The following is a 22,345-nucleotide window of genomic DNA, read 5'->3' on the forward strand; positions in this document are numbered from 1 at the left end:
ATGGGAAAGCCCTCGCAATTGCGGGGGCTTTTCTGATTCCAGCCGTTGCATCGTGCACGCCGCACGCATAGCTGAGATGTCATGGAATTTTCGCTTCTCGCATTGGTTGTGATCGGCCTGCTGCTGGCTGCATGGGCAGGGGCCGCGGGCTATGCGATTGTGCGCGCCAATGGCCGGACCCGGCGGATGGAGGCAACGCAAACCTCGCTCAAGCGGATGCAGCACATGCTGGAAGTGGCTCCATCTGTGCCGATGCTGGTGCGAGTTGATGGCAAAGTAGAAGCGCCCGTGCGGCTGGCCCGGTGGCTGGGGCTGGAGGCAATGCCCGAATATCTCAGCGAATTGGCTGCGGATGAAGACGGAGCGGATGGGATGATCGCGGCAAGCGCTGGCCTTACTCGCGCTCAGCTGGACACGCTGACAGAGCATGTGCGCCGCACTCAGAAAACTGCAGCGCCGTTCCACATGGCGATCACACCGCCGGGATCAAGCCGGTCGCTTGCCTTGCATGGCGCGCTGGCCGACAGCCAAGTGTCGCCCGGCGGGGCTGCGTTGATCTGGGTCTTTGACTTTACCCAAAGCGAAGATGAACTGCACCGCCTTCGCACCAGCACCGCGCGGGCGGAAAAGGATTTTGCAGCGCTTGTCGGCCTGATCGAAGCGGCACCTGTCCCCATGTGGTTTCGGGCCAAGGATATGCGCCTGCAATTGGTCAACCAATCCTATGTTGATGCGGTGGGCGCAGCCGATGCCGCCGCAGTGATCGCCGATCAGATCGAACTTGTCGAAACGGTCGATGGCAAAAGCCCCGCTGCTATCGCAAAGGCGGCAATGGCCAGTCAGGAAAAAACGGAGCGCGAATTGGCCACCACGATCCTTGGCGCGCGGCGATCGCTCAGGGTCACCGATTTGCCTTTGGGCCGGGAAGGCGTGGCTGGATATGCGATAGATATTGAGGAACAGCAGCAGGTCCGCCGCGAATTTCGCGCCTTTCGCGATGCGCAGCGCGCGATGCTCGATCAATTGTCAGTGGGCGTTGCGCAGTTCAACGCGAGCGAGCAACTGACTTTTGCGAACCGCCCGCTGCGCCGCCTGTTTGAATTGCCAAGCGAAGCGGTTGAGGAAAAGCAGCGCTTTGACCGGTTCCTATCCGATGCGCGCGAACGGGGCCTGACGCCCGAAGTGCGCGATTTTATGGAATGGCGGCGTGAACACGAAGCGTGGTTCGGCGCGCCAGATATGATCGAAGAATTGTGGCCGCTGCCCGGCGGCACGCATTTGCGGATCGTCGCTCAGCCCATGCCCGATGGAGGGCTGGTGCTGGTCGCAGAGGACCGCACTGAAAGCCTCGCTTTATCCGCCACGCGCGATACCTTGCTGCGCACGCGCACCGCGACTTTGGACAGCCTGTTCGAAGCGCTGGCGATTTTCGCGCCTGATGGATCGGTGCAATTGTGGAATCGCAGTTTTGCAGGCACTTGGGGGCTGACGCCTGAATTTCTTGATACGCATCCGGCTGCGTCCGACTTGCTCGACGCGATTGGCGCCAATTTGAAACGGCCCGATGAAGCGCGCGAAATTGGCGCTGCGGTGCGATCAGCCACGCTTGATCGGCGCGAGAAAGGCGGCCAGGTGGATCTGGCAGATGGGCGCACTTTGCGGTTTGCCGGTGTGCCGCTGCCCGATGGAAATGGGCTGCTCAGCGTTCTCGACATCACCGATTCGCAAAAGGCGGAAAAAGCTCTGCGCGACCGCGCTGTGGCATTGGAAGAGGCAGATGCGGTCAAAGCGCGCTTTCTTGCCAATATGTCATACGAATTTCGCACTCCGCTTACCTCTATCGGCGGCTTTGCTGAAATGATCAAAAGCGGTGCGGCGGGCGAAGTGAACGAGCAGACGGGCGAATATGTTGATGCCATTCTGACAGCAGTCGCGCGGCTGACAGAGCAGGTGGAAAACGTGCTCGACCTGTCGCAGAGCGAGGCCGGGCTGTTGCCGATTGATAAGGAGGACACCGATCTATTGCGGTTCCTCACACGGTTGGTGCGCGCACGCGAAGAGGCGATTATTGGTGCCGGGCTTGGGCTTGATCTGAAAGGGCGCAGTGGCCGCATCATAGAGCTTGACCCGCGCCAAATGGGCCGCGCTTTGGGCCATCTGCTCGACAATGCGATTGCCGGCACGCCGCGCGATGGGAAAATCCTGATCGAGATACAGGCGGCCCCTGCAGACAGCGAGTTTGCCGCGCAGATCATCATTTCCGACAATGGCGAAGGGATGAGCAAGGAAGAACTCGCCCGCGCGATGGATGGCGATAAGGGCGGCGGCAGTGATGGCGCGAAAAAGCGCAGCGGGCTTGGCATACCGCTCGCGCGGCAATTGATCGAAGCGCATGGCGGGGAACTCGACCTTGCAAGCGAAAAAGGCGCGGGCACGACCGCGATTATCCGGCTGCTGTGACCGGCTCTGAAACGCGCACTTCGCTGCCCGATCTTGCGGCCATGGCCCAATATGGTGCGCGTATCGCTGCGCAATTGCGCGCAGGCGATGTGGTCGCGCTGTCAGGCGGGCTGGGCGCGGGCAAAACGACATTGGCGCGCGCGATGCTCGCCGCTTTGGGGCACGAAGGCGAAGTGCCAAGCCCCACATTCACTATCATCGAAACCTATGATGCGCCGCCTTTGCGGCTGCCGATTGTCCATGCGGATTTTTACCGTCTCGACGATCCGAGCGAGCTGGCAGAGATAGGCCTTGATGATTACCGCGAGGGCGCGGCATTGATCGCGGAATGGCCCGATCATGCGGGCGGCTTTGCGCATGAGGCGGGATGCCTTCACATTGAACTTGAAAGGCCTGATAACCCTGAGGATCAGACGCGAATTGCGATTGCGAGATATGGGGCGGATTGGCTAAGGCGCACAATATGAGTGATGTACCGCATGAGTGATCAACCCGAAGGCATGGGCGCGTTTTTGGATAAAGCGGGCTGGGCGGATGCGGCGATTGATCCCATTCCCGGCGATGCTTCGTTCCGGCGTTATTTCAGATTGTCCAAACCGGATGGAGCCAAACCGGATGGCGATAAGGCGATGCTGATGCACGCTCCGCCGCCGCACGAAGATCCCGCACCGTTCCTGAAAGTCGCCCATTGGCTGCGCGAAAACGGCATGCGCGCGCCCGATATCCTTGCCGATGATGCAGCGCGCGGATGGGTGCTGATCGAGGATTTTGGCGATGACCGGATGCGCGATTGGATAGACCTAAATCCCGACGGCGAAACCGCCGCTTACGAAACCGCGATTGATGCGCTGGTTGAATTGCATCAGCGCGCCGCAGGCCCTTTTGATCCCTATGATATGGCGACATATAATCGCGAAGTGGCTCTGCTGACCGAATGGTATGCGCCGGCCCAGGGCCTTGATGTCGATGTCGATGGCTATATCGCAGCATGGGAAGAAGCGCTTGGCCCCATGATTGCGCGTCAGGCAAAGCCAGTGACAGTGCTGCGCGATTATCATGCGGAAAACATCATGCTGCTGGGCGGATCGCCTTCTGCGACGCAAGGACTGATCGATTTTCAGGACGCGCTTGCCGGCCATCCCGCTTATGATCTGGTGTCGCTGTTGCAGGATGCGCGGCGCGATGTTTCGGCCGAGCTAGAGGCCGCCATGCTGGAACGGTATGTGGCGCGCGCAAAGCCTGATGAACACTTTGCCGCCGATTACGCGCGGCTTGGGGCGCAGCGCAATGCGAAGATTGTGGGCATTTTCACCCGGCTTTACAAACGCGATGGAAAGCCGCGCTATCTCAGCATGATCCCGCGCGTCTGGGCCGCGATGGAGCGTGATTTGGCGCATAGCGCGCTCAGCCCTGTGGCCGCGTGGTTTGATGCCAATATCCCTGCCGATCTGCGCGCATCGGGCGGAGGCACGATCGCATGACAAAGGAGCCAGGCGCACACGGCCTTGCCAGCGATACTGCCATGGTGATGGCAGCAGGGATGGGCAAACGCATGCGCCCGCTCACCGCCAGCCAGCCAAAGCCTTTGGTTCGCGTCGCCGGCAAACCTCTAATCGATCACGCGCTTGACCGCTTGGCCGAAGCGGGCGTGGCGCGTGCAGTGGTCAATGTGCACTACCTTGCCGATGCGCTTGAGGCGCATGTTCTGGACCGGCCTGCACCCAAAGTCGTCATTTCGGATGAGCGTGAGGCGCTGCTCGAAACAGGCGGCGGCATGGTCAAAGCGCAAGGCAAGCTTGCCGATCCGTTCTTCTGTTTGAATGCAGACAATATCTGGCTTGATGGTCCGCGCGATGCCTTTGCTGATTTGTCGGCACGCTGGAACGCTGATGAAATGGACGCATTGCTGCTGGTCGTCCCGCATATTCGCGCGGCCAATTTTAGCGGTACGGGTGATTTTTATATGGACCCGCGCGGGAAATTGTCCCGCCGGCGTCCGGGCCTGATTGCTCCGTTCATCTATACCGGCATTCAGCTGGTATCGCACCGCCTGCTCCGCGATGCGCCCGATGGCAAATTCTCAACCAACATATTGTGGAACCGCGCGATAGAGGAAGGCCGCCTGTTCGGCGTCTCCTTTACCGGGCAATGGTATGAGGTCGGCACACCGCAAGCGATCAAGCCCACCGAAGACGCTCTCCGGCGTGGCTGATACATCCTCGCTCAATCTCTATTCCATCGCTGCGCATCGCGGCTTTGCTGATGCTCTGGTGGCCGGTTTGGTGCCGCGATACGCAGACCCGCTTTTGGGCCTTGCAAAAACCACTTTGCTTGTCCCCAGCACCCGCGCTGCGCGCACTTTGTCCGAGGCATTTATCCGGCATTCGGGCGATACGGGCCTGCTGATGCCGCGCATGGTCGCGATTGGCGATCTCGATCTGGATGAGGCGCTGGGCGCGCTCCTCGATCCGCTGGATGCGGGCGAGATTGCGCCTGCGGTGGAGCCGGGGCGGCGCTGGCTGGACCTGGCCGAATTGATCGCGCTGGAACGCGCAAAGGAGAACGAGCCCCCGCTCCCCGGCGCGGTGCGGCTTCGCATGGCGCGTGATTTTGCGCGCGTGATGGACCGATTGCTGGTTGAGCAGAAATCGCCCGCTGATCTGGTTGATCCTGCTGTCATCAACGAATTTCAGAACATTTCAAAGCACTATCAAAACTCGATCCGCATCTTTGCCAATGTGCAAGCGCACTGGAATGATCGCCTGGCCCGAACGGGCGAAGTGGATGCGGCAACGCGGCGCAGCGCTTTGTTTGATCGCGCTTCGAAACAATGGCGCGCCAACCCGCCGCAATCGCCAATCATTGCAGCCGGCGTTACCAGCGCCGCGCCAGCTTTGGCGCGCTTGCTGCGCGTGGTCGCAGGGCTGCCTCAGGGGTCGGTCGTGCTGCCCGATCTCGATCTGGCGATGAGCGAGGAGGCGTGGGACGAGCTTGGCAGAGCAGGCGCGGCTGACGAGGTTGATGGCGAAGCCTTCAGCAGGCGCGATGCCGTCACCCATCCGCAATATCACCTCAAACTGCTGCTTGAACGCATGGGCGCTGCACGCGGAGAGGTTCGCAATTGGCATCGCAAAGGCGAGGGGGCCGCAGCCCCGCAGCGCAGCAAAGCGATCAGCTCGCTTTTCCTGCCGCCCAAAGCGAGCAAAGTCTGGGTTGATCTGGATGCAGATAAGCGGCGGATGCCGGGTCTGTCCCTGATGGAAACTGGCACATCCGAAGAAGAAGCGCAGGCCATCGCCCTGATGGTGCGAGAGGCTTTGGAAACGCCGGAAAAACGCATCGCTGTCATCAGCGCCGACCGGTCAATGGCGCGCCGGGTGGTGCAGCATTTGTCGCGCTGGAACATAACAGCAGACGACAGTGCAGGGCGGCCCTTGTCCCTGACGGCTGCGGGCCGGTTGCTGGGGCTGATTGCGCAAATCGGTTCTGACGGGTTGGAGCCTGCTGGATTGATCGCGGCATTGGCTCATCCCTTGGTGCGCGCCCAAACCGAAGGTGCACGCGGCCCGTGGCTTACTGCACTGCGCGCATTCGATCACCGGTTGCGCGGCCCGGCGCCTGCGCCCGGGCTTGAACCGCTTCGCGAAACCGCGCGCAAAGCGGATGTGGCGCAGTGGTTTGCCGAAGTGGAAAGCCTGCTTGCGCCCGTCACCGACATGCCTGCGCAAATCGGCTTGGCCGACGCGCTCGATGCCTGCGCGCAGACCGCTGAGGCGCTGGGCGGCGAGGATGTCTGGGCGCTCGAAGATGGGCGCGCTCTTGCCAATATGATTGAGGATGTGCGCCTCCACGCGCGCAATGCGGGCACGCAGATTGCGTCTGCCGATCTGGCGCTCATCCTGCGTGAGGCGATGGACGAGATTGCAGTGCGCCCCCCTTATGGCAGCCACCCGCGTATTGCGATTTATGGCCTGCTGGAATCGCGCATGGCGCGCGCCGATCTGGTGATTTGTGCCGGGCTGAATGAAGGCAGCTGGCCGCAAGTGCCAGGGCCTGATCCAGTGCTTGCCCCGCCTATTCTGCGCGCATTGGGAGTGCCGGGGGCTGAATTCCGCATCGGGCTGGCCGCGCATGATCTGGCAGGCGCAATGGGCGCGCGCGAAGTGGTGCTGACCCGCTCCTTGCGCGATGCCGATGGGCCAACTTTGCCTTCGCGTTTCTGGTTGCGCGTCACCGCCTTGCTGGGCGAGGATATGACGCGCGAGCACACTTTGCGCGATATTCCTGCGATCCTGCCGCTGATCGACCGGACCCCGCCTGACAATCCGCCCAAATACCCGGTCCCCGCGCCGTGCCCGACCGCGAAACAGCGCGATGTCGCGATCAAAGTGACCGCGCTTGATCGGTTGCTGGGCGATCCTTATCAGTTTTATGCTTCAGAGATTTTGCAGCTGCGCAGGCTTGATCCGCTGGGCGCTGATCCGTTCAGCGATCCTGCTTTGCGCGGAACTTTGGTGCATGAACTGCTGGATGCGTGGAGCAGGGCAGGGGCGAGCGAAAGCGTTACCGATTTTGCGCGCGATTTTCTGGCAAAACGCAATGTGCACCCGCTGTTTCGCGGGCTGTGGCAACCGCGCATTCTGGCGGCGCTGGAGCGATTTGAAGCGTGGATTATCGAAGCGCGCGCCGATGGGCGCCATATCCTTGCGACAGAGATCAAAGGCGCGATGACATTCAACGGCGTGCGCGTGCTGGGCCGGGCTGATCGGATTGACCGGATGGCGGATGGAAGCCTTGCCATTGTTGATTATAAAACGGGATCGCCGCCCAAACCTGACCAGATTGAAGCAGGCTATGCTTTACAACTGGGGCTGCTTGGCCTGATCGCGCAGCATGGTACTTTTGAAGAGGATGACCGTTTGATCAACGGTGACGCCAGTGCGTTTGAATATTGGTCTCTAGGCCGCGATAAAAAAGACAAGGATTTTGGCACGCGAATCTCTCCAAAAGACAAGTTTAGTATGAAGGAAAGCCAACGCGGTCCCGAAGATTTCCTCCCCCATCACGAGGCTAAGCTGACCGAGGCGATTGCCAAATACCTGAAAGGCACGCAGCCTTTCACCGCGCGCGAAAACCCTGATTACGATGGCTATTCGGATTACGATCAACTGATGCGGCTTGAAGAATGGGCGATTGATCTGTTCGCGGGCAGCACCGCCGGCGGTGACGCATGAGCGGCAAGGTTTTCCCACTTGTCGGCAATCAGCTGAAAGCAGCGCAACCTGAGGATAATGTCTGGCTGTCCGCCTCTGCCGGCACGGGCAAAACGCAGGTTCTTTCGGCCCGTGTGCTCAGAATGCTGCTTCGCCCTGATGTCGATCCGGGCGATATTCTGTGCCTGACTTTTACCAAAGCGGGCGCGGCCGAAATGGCGATCCGCATCAATTCGGTGCTGGCGCGGTGGGTAAGGATGCCGGGCACGCGGCTTAGTAAGGAATTGAAAGCGCTGGGCGCAGATATCGGTCCTGAAACACAGGCCCATGCGCGCACTTTGTTTGCAAGCGTGCTCGATTGCCCCGGCGGGGGGCTGCGGATTGATACGATCCACGCGTTTTCGCAGTGGCTGCTCGCCAATTTCCCGGAAGAGGCCAATCTTGCCCCCGGCGCGCGCCCGATGGAGGACCGCGAACGCGACCTGCTATCCCGCGATGTGCTGGCCGATGTGCTGATCGAGGCAGAGGCGAATAACGACGCGGTTGTGCTCGATGCGATGCGCATGCTGACCACGCGCAAGGATCCCGCAGCGGTGCAGAGCTGGTTGATGCGCTGCGCCGGGGCAAGCGGGATGTGGCACGGTAATACGTCTTGGAAACGTCCGATGCGCGCGCGGGTTTGCCGCCTCATTGAAATTCCCGTCAGCGCGGATGAGGATTGGGCATTTGAAGGTCTGCACCCTGATGTCTTCCCCGATGGCGAAGCGGCCGCAATGGTTGAACCTTTGCGTGAATGGGGCACGAAAACGGCGGATAAATGCCTTGATTTCATTGCCCAATGGATCGGCGCGGATGAGGCTGTTCGGCGCGAAATTTACCCGATGTTTCGCAAGACGCTATTGAAAGCGGACGGCACGGCCAGTCTGGTGCTCAAAAAACCGCGTGAGGCATCGCCCGGCTTTGCCGAGGGGCAGGATCTGATCGCAGATGCGGTCAGCCGAGTGGAAGAGCGCCGCACTTTGCTTGCGCTGTCCCATTTTCTTACCGCTGCGTTTGAGTTGGGCGGCGCATTTGCGCACAAATGGGAAGCGGCCAAAGCGCGCGAGGGGTTGATCGATTTTGACGATCTGATCGTCAAAGCGGCGCAATTGCTGGGCAATCCCGACACATCTGCCTGGATCCGCTATAAGCTTGATCGCCAGTTTAACCACATTCTCATCGACGAAGCGCAGGATACCAATCAGGCGCAATGGGATATTGTGTTTGCGCTGATCGATGATTTCTTCAGCGGCGACGGGGCATCGGGTGACGCCTTGCGCACCATTTTTACTGTCGGCGATTATAAACAGGCCATTTTCGGATTTCAGGGGACCAGCCCGGAAAACTTCGCGCGCGCTCGCAAAAAGGTTGAGCGCCAGATTGCCTCTGCTCAGCAAAATGCCAGCGGTCTGCGCGATCAGCGCCGCGTGCCGACATGGCGGGAATTGGAGCTGGGCCTGTCCTATCGCACCACGCCTGCGGTGCTGAATTTCGTCAATGCGGCAATGGCGCAGCTGGGGCACGATGCGTTCGGCCTTGATAAACCGCCCGAAGATCACCGATCTTTCAAACCGGAACTGGGCGGACAGGTTACCTTGTGGAAGCCAGTGATTGCGGGCGAAAACGAAGCCGAAAGCAATTCTGACGATGGCGAAGGGCGCGATTGGCTGGCCAAGCATGAAACGGTGCTCGCTGAAAAAATCGCTGAACAGGTGCGCCAATGGGTCAGCCTTGAAGAGCCGCTGGTACTCGAAAAAGGGGACACACCGCGCCATGCGCAGGCAGGCGATGTGCTGGTGCTGGTCCAAAAACGGCGCGAGCTAGCAGGGCAAATTGTCGCCAAACTGCATGAAAAGCGCGTGGCCGTCGCCGGGGTTGATCGGCTGCGTCTGGGTGATCCGCTGGCTGTGAAGGATTTGATAGCGGCTCTTAAGTTTGCAGCACAACCTTATGATAATCTGTCGCTTGCTAACGTTCTGGTTTCGCCATTGCTCGGGTGGTCGCAGGATGATCTGCTGCAATATGCTCCGCGCGATTACGGGGTAAAATTGTGGGATCATCTGCGCAAATCTGACGATCCATTTGCCGCGCAAACCGCCGATGCCTTGCGCGAATTGCTGCGGCGGGCCGATTATCAGACCCCGCAGGCGCTTATTTCTTGGCTGCTGGTGGGGCCATGGCAAGGCCGGTCCAAATTGATTGCGCGATTGGGGCGCGAGGCGAATGATCCGATTGACGAATTGGTCAACGCCGCTTTCGCTTACGAGACGATTGGGACGCCCAGCCTTGCCGGATTTATCCAATGGTTCGAAGCAGGCTCTGCTGAATTGAAACGCGATGCCGACAGCGCGACGGGGCAAGTGAGGGTGATGACCGTCCATGGCTCCAAAGGCTTGCAAGCGCCGATAGTTATCCTCGCCGATGCAGCGGGCGCGCCGGGGTCGCCCGGTGATCTCAAACTGCAAGAGACGGCGCTGGGCGGTGCACCGGATGACAGCCCGCCTACTTCAATCCCGCTGCCCGCGCTTTCCAAAACGGAGAAAGCCGGGCGAGTGGAAGAGGCCGAGGACGCGGCCAAGGCGGCTCAGGAACAGGAACATTGGCGGCTGATGTATGTCGCGATGACTCGCGCAGAAGAAGCGCTGTTTGTGGGCGGGTCGCTTGGCCCGCGTGCAGCGAAAAACGGCGTGCCGCACGAAGATAGCTGGTATGCGCGGCTTGCGCCGCTCTTTGAAGGGCACGAGATTGACGATGGAATCTGGGGGATGCGCCGCGAGTGGCGCGCGCGCGCCGATCCGCTGGAGCCTGATGATGATGCAAGCGGCGCGCCTATGGCGACCAAGCTGCCGCAATGGGCAACGACACCTATTGGTGAGGAACCGCGCCCGCCGCGCCCGCTTGCCCCCAGCAATGCAGGGGAGGATCTGGGCAGCGATCCGCCGCTTGGCACCGGTGCTGCGAGCGCGCCAGAGGCCGCTCGGCGCGGGGTGTTGATCCACAAATTGCTCGAACGCTTGCCCGATATCGCGCCCGGTGCGCGGGGCGATGCGGGTGCGGCATGGCTTGCCCGGCAAGCTGCCGATCTGTCCGAGGCGGCGCGGGCCGAAATGCTCAGTGATGCGATGAAGGTTCTCGAACACCCCGCCTTTGCCGATCTGTTTGCGCCCGGCACTTTGGCCGAGGTGCCGCTGGCCGCAACGGTTGATGGCGCGGTGATTGCGGGCACGATTGATCGGCTGCTGGTGACAGACAGCGATATTCTGGTCGTCGATTACAAAACCACGCGCCGCCCGCCTGCCGGCGTGGATGCCGTTCCGCGTGCGGCTTTGCGCCAGATGGCGGCCTATGTCGCGGCGTTGCAAGTGATCTATCCGGGACGCAGCGTCCGCGCTGGCCTGCTTTACACACACGCGCCGCAGCTGTTCGAATTGCCCGCTGCACTGATCGAAGCGCACAAGAATGCTTTGGGCAAGACGCAGGAAAGCTATCTGCCGCCGCTTATTGAGTGATCGCGCCTGCCGCACTAGATGCAATGCAACACTTTTCAGGAGACCTTAGATATGGCTACCGTCAATGTAACCGATGACAGCTTTCAAACCGATGTGCTGGATAGCGATAAGCCTGTGCTGGTTGATTTCTGGGCCGATTGGTGCGGACCGTGCAAAATGATCGCACCCGCTTTGGAAGAGATCAGCGAGGAATTGAGCGATAGCGTGACTATCGCGAAAATGGACATCATGGAAAGCACAGGCGTGCCAGCGGATATGGGCGTCCAGTCGATCCCGCTCATGGTGATGTTCAAAAACGGCGAAGAGGTCGCGCGCAAAGTTGGCGCAGTGCCGAAAAGCCAGCTGAAAGAGTGGATTGAAAGCGCGATCTGATTTGTGGTGAGCCCCCGCAGAGGCTGGGGCCTCTGCGCATATAGAGAGAGGTTCCCGCCTGCGCGGGGACTCGCGTCAATCTAGTACCCGACTGACAAATTCATCCCAGATCGCTGGGCTGGATGCGCCGACCAATCCCGGTTTACCGTGTTCATCGACGCGGTATTCGCTGCCGTCCAATCGTGCCGCTTTCCCGCCCGCTTCATTGAGCCACAACACGCCCGCTGCGTGATCCCACGCAAGCGTGCGCTTGAAGCTCGACACATCGTTTTCGCCCAGCGCAAGCCGCGGATATTGTTCAGCAGCGCAGCGCGGGATGTCGACCAGAGTGTAATGCGGGGCGAGCTTTTCATCGACCATTGCGGATTGTTCTTCGGTGAGGAACATCCGGCTGACGGCGGTCACAGGCGGGGTTTTGCCCGTGGTGCGCGCTTTGATTTTCTCGCCATTGATAAACGCCCCTTCGCCTGCGCGGGTGTGGCAAAAACGGTCTTTGTTCGGATCGTAAATCCAACCCGCAACCGTTTTGCCCGCATCAGCCAAAGCGATGATGATGCCAAAGGGTTCTTTGCCTTCGGTGAAATTCGCTGTGCCGTCCAGCGGATCAATGATCCAGCATTGCTCTGACAAAAGATCGAGCACTTTCTTGTCCACATGAACCGCTTCTTCGCCCACCACGGCGACGCCGGGCGCGAGTTTGGTGAGCGCGTCGGTCAGGAACGTTTCCACCTCGCGGTCAACGATGGTGACGGGATCATCCTCGCCTTTCATCTCGACATCGCTGTCTGCCAGCGCGCGAAAACGCGGCAGCATTGAACGCTGGGCGGCAAAGCGCATCAGGTCGAGAATTTCCGCATCAAGGGCGCTAAGCTCGCTCATGATCTGTAATCCGCGTTGATCGAGATATATCCGTGCGTGAGGTCGCAGGTCCAAACGCTCGCGCGGCCTTCGCCCATGCCCAATTCCACCGCGAGGTCGATTTCCTCGCCTTTTAAATGCTCGGCCACGGGCGCTTCGTCATAATCATCGACCGGCAGGCCATCGCGCGCGGCCCAAACCCCGCCGAATGCGATGGAGAGCTTGTCGCGGTCTGCCGGTTCGCCCGCTTTGCCCACGGCCATAACAACGCGGCCCCAATTTGCGTCTTCCCCAGCGATGGCGGTTTTGACGAGCGGAGAGTTCGCAATTGCAAGGCCCACGCGGCGCGCGCTTTCATCGGACACTGCGCCCGACACGCGGATGGTGATGAATTTGGAGGCCCCTTCGCCATCGCGCACCACGCTTTGTGAAAGTAAGCGGCACATATCGGTGAGAGCGGCGGCAAAGGCATCTGCGCCGGGGCTGTCCCAGTTTTCGATCCTCGCATTGCCGGCTTTTCCGGTTGCAAAGGTAAGGACCGTGTCGCTGGTCGATGTGTCGCCATCCACCGTGATGCAGCTGAAAGTTTGCGCATTGGCCTTGCCGAGCAATTCTTGCAGAAATGCAGGCGCGATATTGGCATCGGTGAAGATATAGCCCAGCATCGTCGCCATATCAGGCGCGATCATGCCGGAGCCTTTGATAATACCCGATAGTTCGACCCGCGTAGCGCCGATCATGGCGCTGGTGTGCGCGCCTTTGGTAAACGTATCAGTCGTGCCGATGGCACGCGCTGCATCCTCCCAGGAACAGGGGGCTGTATTCAGAACTGCTGCAATGCCTTCGCGCGCTTTATCCTTGGGCAGGGGAACCCCGATCACCCCTGTTGAACACACCAGAACCTCGCGCGCCTCGCATCCAAGGCCGCCTGCGACCTGCGCCATGATCTGCTCCACCGCTTCGCGCCCGCGATAGCCGGTAAAGGCGTTGGAATTTCCCGAATTGACGATCAAAGCGCGCGCGCTGCCCGATTTCACCTGCTCGCGGCCCAGCTCCACTTCGGAGGATGCGCAGGCGGACTGGGTGAACACGCCTGCGACAGCGGTTCCCTCGCTCACTTCGACAAAGGTCAGATCAGCGCGGGTATTGGGTGAGCCATCCTTATATCCGGCATGGGCAACACGCAAAGTAACGCCTTCGATATCGGGCAGATCAGGAAAAGGAAGCGCAAGAGGGGAAGGGGCAAGATCCATAATGCACAGCGCTCTAAGCGGCATTGGGGCCAGGTTCAATCGGCGTTTGGCGTATTGCCAAAATGCGCGGGGCGGTTAGGAATATGCCAATGAATAGGAAACATCTTTGTGCTGCGGCCATTGGCCTTCTTTCAACCCTCGCATCGCCTGTAATGGCGCAGGATACGGCTGAGGAAACAGCGCCCGCGCCGCCGCCCATTTCGATTGCGCCGCCACCAGAGGTTATTGAGAAGGATGACGGGCGCCTTCCGCCAAGGCTAGTTTCATACGACCTCTTAGGGGCGAAACCTGCCGACTATCCGCCTGAGGCATGGGTGGCAGGTGACGAGGGATCGGTGAGGTTCGAACTCTCTGTCAGTAAAGAGGGCAAGCCCGAAAAGTGCACCATTCTCGCCTCGTCTGGCTCAGCCCTTCTCGATCAAAAGACTTGCTCTATCGCGATGGAGCGCGGGGCGTTTGAGCCTGCGCTGAATGCGGAAGGGCAGCCTGTCCCGGGCAAGTATGTCGATTACATCGATTGGCGCAAGCGACAGCCCGAATTCGGCACCAACACCGTTATCGATGTCACGTTCACCGTGACAGCCGAAGGCAAGGTTGAAAACTGCAACGTGAATGAAATGTCTGGCGATCTAAGTGACACGATGCGCAAGAGTTTTGAGCGCGAGCCATGTCCGGGTATAGATCGTCCGCCGCGCGCAGTCTACCGCGACGAAAATGGCTATCCGGTGGCAAAGCGAGTCAATCTTAAGGTTTTGGTCGAAGCTAATGATATCTTAGAATGACGCTGCGATACCGCTCATCACCGGTCAAACGCGCCATTGCGGTGGACGTGAGCGGTGAATGACCCTATTTGAGACCACATGACCCGGCATCTGTTTGCCTTTCTTGCCCTTTTATCGGGCCTTGCTGCGATCAACCAGCCTGTGCATGCGCATCTGGCTGAGGCATCGGCTGCGTGCGATACCGGGGTTGAGGCCAGCGCCGAAACGGGCGCGCAGGCCAATCATGGCGAAGTAAAAATCGCATCGGAAAAAGCCGATCAGCGCGATGCGAAACAAGGCGATCTTGCGCCTCAGCCGCTGCCGCTGGCATTGCGTTTGCCTGTATTGATGGGTGTTGAGCGCGCTTACGAATAGCGCCTCGTTTTTTCCCTTTTCGCGCCGGTTGCGCGGTTTTCCCACATCTCACAATTCATGGCCCCACAAGCGGGCCGCATCCGTTTCAGGAATCCATCCATGTTCGAAGCTCTCGTCAAATCCGTATTTGGCTCCTCCAACGATCGCTATGTCAAATCGCTTGGCAAGATCGTTAAGCAAATCAATGATCTTGAACCGCAAATTCAGGCGCTTTCCGATGAAGGGCTGCGCGCCCAGACCAATGCTTTTCGCGAAAAGCTGGATACCGGCAGCACGCTGGATGATATCCTGCCCGAAGCGTTCGCAACCGTTCGCGAAGCATCCATGCGCGTGTTTGGCATGCGGCATTTTGATGTTCAGCTGATCGGCGGCATCGTGCTGCATCGCGGCGAGATTGCCGAAATGCGCACAGGTGAAGGTAAGACGCTGATGGCGACGCTTGCCGTTTATCTCAACGCGATTGAGGGCAAGGGCGTTCACGTTGTTACTGTCAACGATTACCTTGCGCGCCGCGATGCGCAGGACATGGGCAAGCTTTACAATTGGCTGGGCCTGAGCGTGGGCGTGATCGTCCCTAATATGGACGAATACACCAAGCGCGAAGCATACAATTCCGACATCACTTACGGCACGAACAACGAGTTTGGCTTTGATTACCTGCGCGACAATATGAAGCATTCGCGTGGCGAAATGATGCAGCGCCCGTTCTCTTTTGCGATTGTCGATGAGGTGGATTCGATCCTGATCGACGAAGCGCGCACGCCGCTGATTATCTCCGGGCCGACCGAGGATAAATCCGACCTCTATGTCTCGCTTGACGAAGTGGCCAAGGAAATCCCTGAGGAATGGCTCGATAAGGATGAAAAGGCGCGCAATGTTCAACTGAACGAAGAGGGCCACGAAGAGGTTGAAAAGCTTCTGATCGAAAAAGGGCTGCTGGAAACCGACAACCTTTATGACGTTGAAAACACGCAAGTTGTCCATCACCTCGATCAGGCCCTGCGCGCGGTCCATATGTTCAAGCGCGATGACAATTACATCGTCAAGGATGATAAGGTTATCCTGATTGATGAGTTTACCGGCCGGATGATGGAAGGCCGGCGGCTGTCCAACGGATTGCATCAGGCAATCGAGGCGAAAGAAGCGGTCAAGATTGAGCCTGAGAACCAGACCATGGCCTCGATCACTTTCCAGAACTATTTCCGCATGTATCCCAAACTGTCCGGCATGACGGGCACAGCCGCAACCGAAGCGGCGGAATTTTGGGACATTTACAAAGTCAATTGCGTTGAAATTCCGACCAATCTTCCCGTCGCGCGTGTTGATGAGGACGATGAGTTCTACAAGAATACGATGGACAAATTTGCCGCGATAGCAAAAGCGATCAAGGAAAAGAACGAGATTGGCCAGCCCATTCTGGTTGGCACGGTCTCCATTGAAAAGTCTGAATTGCTTAGCAAATTCCTCGATGAAGAAGGGGTCAAACACGAAATTCTAAACGCTCGCCAGCACGAACGTGAAGCGCATATTGTGGCGCAGGCGGGCCGCCTTGGTGCGGTGACGATCGCCACCAATATGGCCGGGCGCGGCACCGATATTCAGCTGGGCGGCAATCTCGACTTTTTGATCGAGGATGAATTTGGCGCCATGGAAGATGGCCCCGAAAAAGAAGCAGCCATCGCCAAGCTCAAAGAGGAAGTCGCAGCGGAAAAAGCCAAAGTGCTGGAAGCAGGTGGATTGTTTGTGCTGGGCACGGAACGCCATGAAAGCCGCCGCATTGATAACCAATTGCGTGGCCGCTCTGGCCGTCAGGGCGATCCGGGTCTTTCGCGGTTCTACCTGTGCCTTGAAGATGATCTGCTGCGCATCTTTGGCCCCGATACGCTGTTTTCCAAAATGATGAATTCAAACCTCGAAGATGGCGAGGCAATCGGGTCCAAATGGCTTTCCAAAGCGATTGAGACGGCGCAGAAAAAGGTCGAGGGGCGCAATTACGAAGCGCGCAAACAGGTCGTCCAATATGATGACGTGATGAACGACCAGCGCAAAGTCATCTATGAACAGCGCTCTGAAATCATGGATTCAGAAGCGGTGGATGACGTTGTGCTCGATATGCGTCACGATACGATCAACGCGATGGTCGGCACTGCGTGCCCTCCGGGTTCCTATCCCGAACAATGGGACATCGCCGGGCTTGAGGAAAAACTGGTCGAGATCTTCAATCTTAAAGTGCCGTTTGATGAATGGCTCGAAGAAAACCAGGTTGAGCCTGAAATCATCGAGGAACGCCTGCGCGCGATCACCGATGAGATGATGGACACCAAAACGGCCGAATATGACGAAGGCGCATGGCGCGGCGTGGAAAAAGAAGTGCTGCTGCGCCAGCTCGATTACCACTGGAAAGAGCATCTGGCGACTTTGGATGCGCTGCGTCAGGTGATCTGGATGCGCGGGATCGCGCAGAAACAGCCGATCAATGAATACAAGCAGGAAGCGTTTGGCCTGTTCGAAGGTCTGCTCGATACCCTGCGCGAGGAAGTGACCAAGATCCTGTTCCGCGCGCAATTGGTGCAGCAACAGCCCGAACCCGAAGCTTTGCCCGATCTGCCCGATTTCCTAACCGGACACATCGATCCGCTGACGGGGCTTGATAATTCCAATGATGGCGATGGTTCAGCAGAGCGGCCAGAGCTGTTCGGATCGCTAGCGGGCTCTCCGCGTGCGGCATCGGGGCCGGGCGGGGCGAACACCGATAATCCCTATGCCAATTTGAATGTCAGCCGCAATTCGCCTTGCCCGTGCGGGTCAGGCAACAAATACAAGCATTGCCACGGAGCAGCAGGCGCGCGGCCAGCGGCGTAATTTGCGCGCGGCGCGTCAGAAAGGGGCTAGCCCGTGATTGGTGCGATCCCTGCGCTTTTGGCGCTCGCCTTCGCGGTGACGGCGCTGCTTTATGCGAGCGTCGGGTTTGGCGGCGGTTCGACTTATGCCGCTCTGCTCGCGATATCGGGGCTGGATTACCGCCTGCTGCCTCTGGTCGCGTTGGCGTGTAATATTGTTGTTGTTGCAGGGGCCAGCGTGCGGTTTGCGCGCGCGGGTTTGGTGCCATGGCGCGGCGCGCTGGGGCTCACCGCCCTCGCTGCGCCCGCTGCCTTTATTGGCGGGCTGATCCCGGTGGATGAGGCGCTGTTTATGGCGCTGCTCGGCATCAGCCTAATCCTGACCGGCATGACCTTGCTCGTCCCTGTCAGCCCGTCAGCGGCAAGCGAGCCGACACGGTTCGCCAAAGCCATGCCCTTTGTCGCAGCGCCCATGGGCCTTGTTGCAGGGCTGGTCGGCATAGGCGGCGGCATATTCCTCGCGCCGCTGCTTCATCTCACGCGCTGGAGAGATGCGCGCGCGATCGCAGCAACGGCAAGTCTGTTCATCCTCATCAATTCGCTGTTCGGCCTCGCCGGGCAATTGGCCAAGCAAGGCCCCGGCGCGTTTACAGGCGCGATTGGATACAGCCTGCCGCTGCTGATCGCAGTGGCCATTGGCGGCCAGATCGGCAGCGTAATGGCTGCGCGCGTTCTGCCTGTGCGCTGGGTCAGGTGGCTGACGGCGGGTCTGGTTCTGATTGTGGGGGTTAGAATTTTGATAGCGGGATAATGTGATCGGCGCGCAAGGCAGCTTGCTTCGCCTGCGTTATGTTGCTTGGAGTGATCGGGCGCAATTCTGCCAAACAGGGGAAGATTGAAATTGCCCACCGATGTTGAAATTGCCCGTCAGGCCATTTTGAAACCCATCGCCGAAATCGCGCAGGATGCCGGTATCCCGGATGACGCGCTGATGCCTTACGGGCGATATAAGGGCAAGATCGACACATCCGCATTGTCCGATGCGAGCAAGGGTGAGAGTGCAGGGGGCAAGAGGGGCAAGCTCATCCTGGTCACGGCGATCAACCCCACGCCTGCGGGCGAGGGCAAGACCACGACATCCATCGGCCTGTCAGATGCGCTCCACCGGATCGGCAAGAAAACCATGCTGTGCCTGCGAGAGCCATCGCTTGGCCCGTGCTTTGGCATGAAAGGCGGTGGGGCAGGCGGCGGCCGGTCCCAGGTTATGCCGATGGATGAGATTAACCTGCATTTCACTGGCGATTTTCACGCCATTTCAAGCGCGCACAATCTGCTTGCTGCGATGATCGACAACTCGGTCCATTGGGGCAATCCGCTCGATATTGATGTGCGCCGTGTCACCTGGAAACGGGTGCTCGATATGAATGATCGCGCGCTGCGCCAGATCACGGCGTCGCTGGGCGGCGTGGCCAATGGCTTTCCGCGAGAGACCGGCTTTGACATCACCGTCGCATCGGAAGTGATGGCGATTTTGTGCCTCGCTTCTGATCTTGATGATCTGCGCCGCCGGCTTGGCGATATTGTCATTGGATACAGACGTGATCGGACCGCGGTTTTCTGCCGCGATGTTAAGGCAGATGGCGCGATGGCAGCCTTGTTGAAAGACGCGGTTCTGCCCAATCTTGTCCAGACCTTGGAACAGCGCCCAGCATTGCTGCATGGCGGCCCTTTCGCGAATATCGCGCATGGCTGCAACAGCATTATCGCAACGAAAACGGCTTTGAAATTGGCTGATTACGTGGTGACAGAGGCGGGCTTTGGCGCGGATTTGGGCGCGGAAAAGTTCCTCGACATCAAATGCCGCCTTTCGGGCCTCAAACCCGATGCGATTGTGCTGGTCGCGACGTGCCGCGCGCTCAAGATGAATGGCGGAGCGGCGAAAGACGGCCTCAATACGCCCAATGCGCAGGCCATTGCGAAGGGGTTTGCCAATCTTGCGCGGCATATCGAAAACATCAAAAAGTTCGGCGTGGAGCCAGTGGTCGCGATCAATCACTTCCATCTCGATACGCCCGAAGAAATTGCTGTCATAAAGGATATGGCCGCTGCCAAAGGCGCCGAAGTGGTATCATGCGAACACTGGGCCAAAGGCGGCGAGGGCGCTGAAGAACTGGCGCGGGTCGTCGCAGCAAAAGCCGATGCAGGCGCACCTGATTTTAAGCTGCTCTACCCATCGGACATGCCGCTGGCTGACAAGATTACGACTGTCGCCTCCCAAATCTACCGCGCGAGCGAGGTGAGCATCAGCCCGGCGATCCGCAAACAGCTTACGCAATGGGAAAGCATGGGATACGGCCACTTCCCCGTTTGTATGGCGAAAACTCAATCATCCTTCAGCACCGATCCCTCCAAAGTCGGAGCGCCGGACGACCACACAGTCGAAATAAGCGAAGTGCGCCTGGCAGCGGGCGCGGGTTTCGTTGTGGCAATCTGCGGAGGGATAATGACGATGCCCGGCCTGCCCAAGAAACCGGCTGCGGAGACGATCTATCTGGATGAAACGGGTGAGATTGAAGGGCTGTTTTAACGGCGCACAAAGTTCGCCTTACGCAGAGCAATAGCCCATACAAAAGCCGCACGTTGCCTCAATTTTAGAAAATGGCTCCCCGAGTTGGATTCGAACCAACGACCAAGTGATTAACAGTCACCTACTCTACCGCTGAGCTATCGGGGAACATCGCTTCGGGTTTCTCTCCGAAACAAGGTGAGCCGCGTATATGAGCGCGCTTTGCGCAATGCAAGGGGGTATAGCGCGCAATTGTTAATCCACCACAAATTGTTCTGACACAATCCGGTCTTCGAGCGATTGACCGGGGTCAAACAACAGCTCCAATTCGGTTTCGTGATCGATATCGAGAGTGACCTCGGCAATGTCGCGCAGTTCTTTCTGGTCGGCCACTGCGGATACGGGGCGCTTGTGCGCTTCGAGCACGCGCAGCTTAATCCGCATCTGATCGGGCAGGATCGCGCCGCGCCAGCGTCTGGGGCGAAATGGGCTGATCGGGGTAAGGGCAAGCATCTGGCTGCCCAGCGGCAGGATCGGGCCATTGGCAGACAGATTATAGGCGGTTGACCCCGCCGGTGTTGCAACCAAAACGCCGTCGCCAACCAGCTCATTTATGCGCACGCGGCTGCCCACGGTTACTTCGATCTTGGCGGTTTGCCGGGTTTCGCGCAGCAGCGACAATTCATTGATCGCGCGCAAAGCATACACGGTGCCGTCCTGCGTGGTCGCTTTGATCCGCAGCGGCGCGATCCGTTTTGCCTTGGTGCGCGATAACCGATCAAGCACTGACATTGTCTCATCAAACGGGTTCATCAAAAAGCCGACTGTGCCCAGATTGATGCCGTAAGCAGGGATCACCCGGCCCGCATCGAGCATGGCGTGCAGGGTTTGAAGCATAAAGCCATCGCCCCCCAGAACCACGGCCACGCGCGCGTCTTCGAGCGGGCACCAATTGTGCTGATCCAGCAGTGCCGCACGCGCTTCTTGCGCTCGCGGTGTATCGGACGCGAGCAATGCGATCCGCGATGTGCCGTCGCTTTCACTGGCGGGATGTGTGGTTATCGTCGTCTCCATCGCCATGGCCAGAGCGTTTACGCAAAAGGCCTTAATTGACCGACCTTAGCGCGGCTGCGTTAAAACACCGCCACTACGGGCCAATCCTGATGTTCCATTATCGGTCGATTTGCAATTGCCATGGTCAATTCCGTTAAAGTGCGCCTATGTAGAGTGCCATGGATCACGCACAGCGAAACACGCGCACCTCCCTAAGAGGATCAACCCTGCAGGGCACAACTCGCGGCGTTCTGCCTGGTGTGCCGCCCGGCGCGCTGGAAAGCGATCTGCTGCGCGCGCTTGATCATTGTGAGATCGAAGTGCTGTTTCAGCCGCAATTTGCGTGCGAGGATGCAACCGTTAGCGGGGCAGAGGCTTTGGCCCGGTGGCAGCATCCCTCGCTTGGTGAGATTGGCGCGAGCGATCTGTTCGCAATTGCCGAACGCGCGGCTTTGGTGGCGCCATTGTCGCGCCATGTCGTTGCGCGCGCTTTGGAAGAGGCGGCATGCTGGCCTGAAAATCTCAGCCTGTCACTCAACATAACGCCTGAGGAAATGGGCGATCCGCGTTTCCCATCCGATTTTGCCGAGCTGATCGGGATGAGCCGGATTAACCCTTCGCGTTTGATGCTGGAAATTACAGAGGATTTGCTGCTGCGCAATCTGAGCCAGGCAAGCATCGCGCTGTCCGGCCTGCGCAAGCTGGGCTTTCGCACGGCGTTGGATGATTTTGGCGCCGGCTTTTGCAATTTTCAGTATTTGCGCGAATTGCCGCTGGATGCGCTCAAGCTTGACCGGGTGATGGTCAAAGGCATTCCGGGCGATCCCAAAGCGATTGCGGTTTTGCGCGCGATCATGGGCCTTGGAAAGGCGCTCGATCTGGATGTGTACGCCGAAGGGATCGAAAGCGAGATCCAGCGCGCTGCCGTTATCAGCGAAGGGTGCGATTATTGGCAGGGCTTTTTGAAAGCGCAGCCGATGAGCAGCGAGGATATGCTAGGCGTCGCGCGCTCAGCCCAGAATTAGGGCATGTGTGAGGGTTGGGAG

Annotated in this window: 16 protein-coding genes and 1 tRNA gene; 13 read left to right on the top strand and 4 right to left on the bottom strand. The window is 59.0% G+C overall.

What is annotated here, in order from left to right; all coding sequences use genetic code 11:
- Window positions 1–81: 81 nt before the first annotated feature.
- Genes AC0V6L_RS12425 through trxA form a run of 7 tightly spaced genes read left to right on the top strand, consistent with a single transcriptional unit; the run spans window position 82 to window position 11,593 of the window.
- Window positions 82–2,460 (top strand): sensor histidine kinase, encoded by a 2,379-nt coding sequence (locus AC0V6L_RS12425; protein WP_486154522.1) that lies wholly within the window; start codon window positions 82–84, stop codon window positions 2,458–2,460.
- Entirely contained in the window at window positions 2,457–2,927 is a 471-nt protein-coding gene (tsaE, locus tag AC0V6L_RS12430) for a tRNA (adenosine(37)-N6)-threonylcarbamoyltransferase complex ATPase subunit type 1 TsaE (RefSeq protein WP_486154523.1), read from the top strand. The genes AC0V6L_RS12425 and tsaE overlap by 4 nt, the downstream gene beginning before the upstream one ends.
- A gap of 12 nt (window positions 2,928–2,939) precedes the next feature.
- Window positions 2,940–3,941 carry an aminoglycoside phosphotransferase family protein gene (locus AC0V6L_RS12435; protein WP_486154524.1) on the top strand — a complete coding sequence of 334 codons (1,002 nt, stop codon included), beginning with the start codon at window positions 2,940–2,942 and terminating at the stop codon, window positions 3,939–3,941.
- Window positions 3,938–4,672: a nucleotidyltransferase family protein gene (locus AC0V6L_RS12440; RefSeq protein WP_486154525.1), complete on the top strand. Its 735-nt coding sequence runs from the start codon at window positions 3,938–3,940 to the stop codon at window positions 4,670–4,672. Before AC0V6L_RS12435 ends, AC0V6L_RS12440 begins: the two co-directional genes overlap by 4 nt.
- A complete protein-coding gene (gene addB / locus AC0V6L_RS12445) occupies window positions 4,665–7,694 on the top strand; it encodes a double-strand break repair protein AddB (protein ID WP_486154526.1) in 3,030 nt (1,009 codons plus the stop codon). Before AC0V6L_RS12440 ends, addB begins: the two co-directional genes overlap by 8 nt.
- Window positions 7,691–11,221, top strand: coding sequence for a double-strand break repair helicase AddA (gene addA / locus AC0V6L_RS12450; RefSeq protein ID WP_486154527.1), 3,531 nt, complete (start codon window positions 7,691–7,693; stop codon window positions 11,219–11,221). Before addB ends, addA begins: the two co-directional genes overlap by 4 nt.
- Window positions 11,222–11,272: 51 nt before the next feature.
- On the top strand, window positions 11,273–11,593 hold the full coding sequence (gene trxA / locus AC0V6L_RS12455; protein ID WP_486151228.1) for a thioredoxin: 321 nt from the start codon (window positions 11,273–11,275) through the stop codon (window positions 11,591–11,593).
- A gap of 75 nt (window positions 11,594–11,668) precedes the next feature.
- Here trxA and AC0V6L_RS12460 read toward each other — a convergent pair whose 3' ends face one another.
- On the bottom strand, window positions 11,669–12,472 hold the full coding sequence (locus AC0V6L_RS12460) for an inositol monophosphatase family protein (protein ID WP_486154528.1): 804 nt from the start codon (window positions 12,470–12,472) through the stop codon (window positions 11,669–11,671).
- Window positions 12,469–13,704: a bifunctional glutamate N-acetyltransferase/amino-acid acetyltransferase ArgJ gene (argJ, locus tag AC0V6L_RS12465; protein WP_486154529.1), complete on the bottom strand. Its 1,236-nt coding sequence runs from the start codon at window positions 13,702–13,704 to the stop codon at window positions 12,469–12,471. The genes AC0V6L_RS12460 and argJ overlap by 4 nt, the downstream gene beginning before the upstream one ends.
- An 89-nt stretch (window positions 13,705–13,793) precedes the next feature.
- On the opposite strand from argJ, the gene AC0V6L_RS12470 reads away from it, so the two are divergent.
- The 5 genes from AC0V6L_RS12470 (at window position 13,794) to AC0V6L_RS12490 (ending at window position 20,267) form a co-directional block, all read left to right on the top strand.
- On the top strand, window positions 13,794–14,486 hold the full coding sequence (locus AC0V6L_RS12470) for an energy transducer TonB (protein WP_486154530.1): 693 nt from the start codon (window positions 13,794–13,796) through the stop codon (window positions 14,484–14,486).
- Between the two features lie 78 nt (window positions 14,487–14,564).
- Window positions 14,565–14,840 (top strand): hypothetical protein, encoded by a 276-nt coding sequence (locus AC0V6L_RS12475; RefSeq protein WP_486154531.1) that lies wholly within the window; start codon window positions 14,565–14,567, stop codon window positions 14,838–14,840.
- Window positions 14,841–14,939: 99 nt separating this feature from the next.
- Window positions 14,940–17,702, top strand: a complete 2,763-nt coding sequence (gene secA, locus AC0V6L_RS12480; RefSeq protein WP_486154533.1) for a preprotein translocase subunit SecA — start codon at window positions 14,940–14,942, stop codon at window positions 17,700–17,702.
- Between the two features lie 33 nt (window positions 17,703–17,735).
- Window positions 17,736–18,491: a sulfite exporter TauE/SafE family protein gene (locus AC0V6L_RS12485; RefSeq protein ID WP_486154534.1), complete on the top strand. Its 756-nt coding sequence runs from the start codon at window positions 17,736–17,738 to the stop codon at window positions 18,489–18,491.
- Window positions 18,492–18,581: 90 nt separating this feature from the next.
- A complete protein-coding gene (locus tag AC0V6L_RS12490) occupies window positions 18,582–20,267 on the top strand; it encodes a formate--tetrahydrofolate ligase (protein ID WP_486155138.1) in 1,686 nt (561 codons plus the stop codon).
- Between the two features lie 72 nt (window positions 20,268–20,339).
- On the opposite strand, the gene AC0V6L_RS12495 is transcribed toward AC0V6L_RS12490, so the two are convergent.
- Together AC0V6L_RS12495 and AC0V6L_RS12500 are read right to left on the bottom strand one after the other, a co-directional pair.
- Window positions 20,340–20,414: transfer RNA gene (locus AC0V6L_RS12495), tRNA-Asn, on the bottom strand.
- A gap of 87 nt (window positions 20,415–20,501) precedes the next feature.
- Window positions 20,502–21,326 carry an NAD kinase gene (locus AC0V6L_RS12500; protein ID WP_486154535.1) on the bottom strand — a complete coding sequence of 275 codons (825 nt, stop codon included), beginning with the start codon at window positions 21,324–21,326 and terminating at the stop codon, window positions 20,502–20,504.
- A 152-nt stretch (window positions 21,327–21,478) separates the two neighbouring features.
- Between AC0V6L_RS12500 and AC0V6L_RS12505 the strand changes: the two genes are divergently transcribed.
- A complete protein-coding gene (locus AC0V6L_RS12505) occupies window positions 21,479–22,324 on the top strand; it encodes an EAL domain-containing protein (RefSeq protein WP_486154536.1) in 846 nt (281 codons plus the stop codon).
- Window positions 22,325–22,345 lie beyond the last annotated feature (21 nt).

Source organism: Erythrobacter sp. JB1-15, from assembly GCF_057365035.1.